A 1,826-nucleotide genomic window follows, 5' to 3' on the forward strand; every position below is an offset into this window, starting at 1 on the left:
CTCGAACTCGGTGGCCGTGTCGAGGAACTGGCTCTTGAAGAGGAACAGCCCGCCGAGCGCCGACCCGCCGCTCAGAAGCGCCAGGCGCCCGCCGACCTGGCCGAGCGCCCCGGCGAGGCCTCGCGCCCGGTCGGAGATGCCGCCGATCGCCGCCGAGACGCGGCCGAGGCCGCCCGCCTCGCCCAGGCGATCGAAGGCGCCGCCGACACGCCGGACCGGCTCCGCCAGGCGGTCGATCTGCTGCTGGACGCGACGCACCGGCGTGGTGATCCGGTCGATCGCCTCGATGATCAGGGAGAGCTTCATGACCTAGCCGCCAGCCGTCGCTGCCAGTCCTTCGCGCGCGCCGTCCAGAACCTCAGCTCTGCGGGGCCCCACCGCTCGACGCCTGCGGGGAACCCGAAGGTGCCTGCGACGAGGGCTGCGCAATCGCCCCAGTCAGCAGGCCAGCGGGCAAAAAACCCTGGATCACGTCGATCACCCGCATGCTGTCGGCGAGGCACAGCTTGCGCATGTTGGCGACCTCGATCCCGGCCAGCCGCGCCGCCAGGTGGATCAGGCCGTCGACCTTGCCGCTGCCCTGGTCGAAGGCGGCGAGGTCGCCGAACTCGGGCTCGCGGAAGGTCAGCTCGGTGATGGAGACCAGCACCTCGCCGGTCTCCTTCGCGCGCAGCTCGATCGGCTTGGAGAGGGTGATCGGCGCCATCACGCGACCTCCTCGGCGCCCGGGCCGGCGATCTTCAGAGCGACGTTGCCGCCGTCGCCGTCCTTGAGGGTGATGGCCTCGGTCACGAAGGCATCGCGGATCACGTAGCTCTGCCCCGTGTCGCACTCGAAGATCGCCGTGGCGTCGACCAGGTTGCGCCAGTCCTCCAGCGACATGCCGGCGGCGAGGCTGGTCTCGCACTCGATCATGGCCGGCACGGTTTCCTCCGCGTAGCCGACCTTGAGGCCGGTCACGATCGGGTTGCGCTTGGTGCCGCCGAGGTCGAGCGAGGCGCCCTTGTTGGTCTCGATCACCTGGCCGTTCACGCGGATCGTCGCGCGGCCGAGAAACTGCGTCATGGCGGGTCCTCCTTAGAGCCGGAACTGGATCTGGCCGGCGAATACGCGGAGCTGGTTGACGATGTTCGGCGGCACCAGGGCGTTGACCCGGTTCGGGTCGTTGGCGTCGCGCTCGACGATCAGGTCCGCCTTGAACTGGTCGACGTCCTCGGCCAGGCCCTGCTCCTCCCACTGGCGGAAGCGGGCGACGATCTCCGAGCGGATCACCCTGGGCGTGACGACCGCCTGGCCGCGCGAGAAGACGGTCCCGTCGTTGGCCAGCTTGTGGCGCGGGAAGCGCAGCGCGATCAGGTTGCGCAGGTCGAAGCGCAGCAGCGTCAGGGTCTTGAGCGTCGTCACGTCGAGGAACGAGGCGTCCGCGGCGCCGAAGGCATTGGTCTTGTAGGTCGTGATGGCGCGCTCGACGACGACGGCGCCGCCGCTGTCGACCCGGAAGGTCGAGATCCCGTCGAACAGCAGGAGGTCGCGCTCGGCGTAGGTGAAGCGGTCCTCGACCAGCGGCGCCAGGAGGCCGGGCAGCGTCAGCGTCTGCAGCGGCCGGGCCGGGTCGATCGACAGGTAGTAGGCGGCGACGCTGGCGAGGACCGAGGCCCACTCCCAGGGCGGCGTCGGGCTGCCCTTGGCGCCCATGATGGTCAGGTGCGGCGAGTTGCGCCCGTCGCCGAGCGTGCCGAGCTCGGCATGGGTGCCGCTCGCCGCCGCCCAGGCGTGGCCGTCGATCATCTTCAGCGGGCCGAAGTTGTCGGCCAGCTTCGCCTCGA

At 70.4% G+C, this 1,826-nt stretch carries 4 protein-coding genes; all 4 read right to left on the reverse strand.

What is annotated here, in order from left to right; genetic code table 11:
- Window positions 1-306: hypothetical protein (locus tag B9O00_RS32110; protein ID WP_200808731.1), on the reverse strand; the 306-nt coding region annotated here is incomplete at its 3' end.
- Between the two features lie 52 nt (window positions 307-358).
- On the reverse strand, window positions 359-706 hold the full coding sequence (locus B9O00_RS32115; protein WP_085127544.1) for a phage tail assembly protein: 348 nt from the start codon (window positions 704-706) through the stop codon (window positions 359-361).
- Window positions 706-1,065, reverse strand: a complete 360-nt coding sequence (locus B9O00_RS32120; RefSeq protein WP_085127546.1) for a phage tail tube protein — start codon at window positions 1,063-1,065, stop codon at window positions 706-708. The genes B9O00_RS32115 and B9O00_RS32120 overlap by 1 nt, the downstream gene beginning before the upstream one ends.
- Before the next feature lie 12 nt (window positions 1,066-1,077).
- Window positions 1,078-1,826 (reverse strand): phage tail sheath C-terminal domain-containing protein (locus B9O00_RS32125; protein WP_200808732.1); only part of this gene is annotated, 749 nt, incomplete at its 5' end.

This window comes from Tistlia consotensis USBA 355 (genome assembly GCF_900177295.1).
In the GTDB taxonomy this organism is placed as follows: Bacteria; Pseudomonadota; Alphaproteobacteria; order Kiloniellales; family DSM-21159; genus Tistlia; species Tistlia consotensis.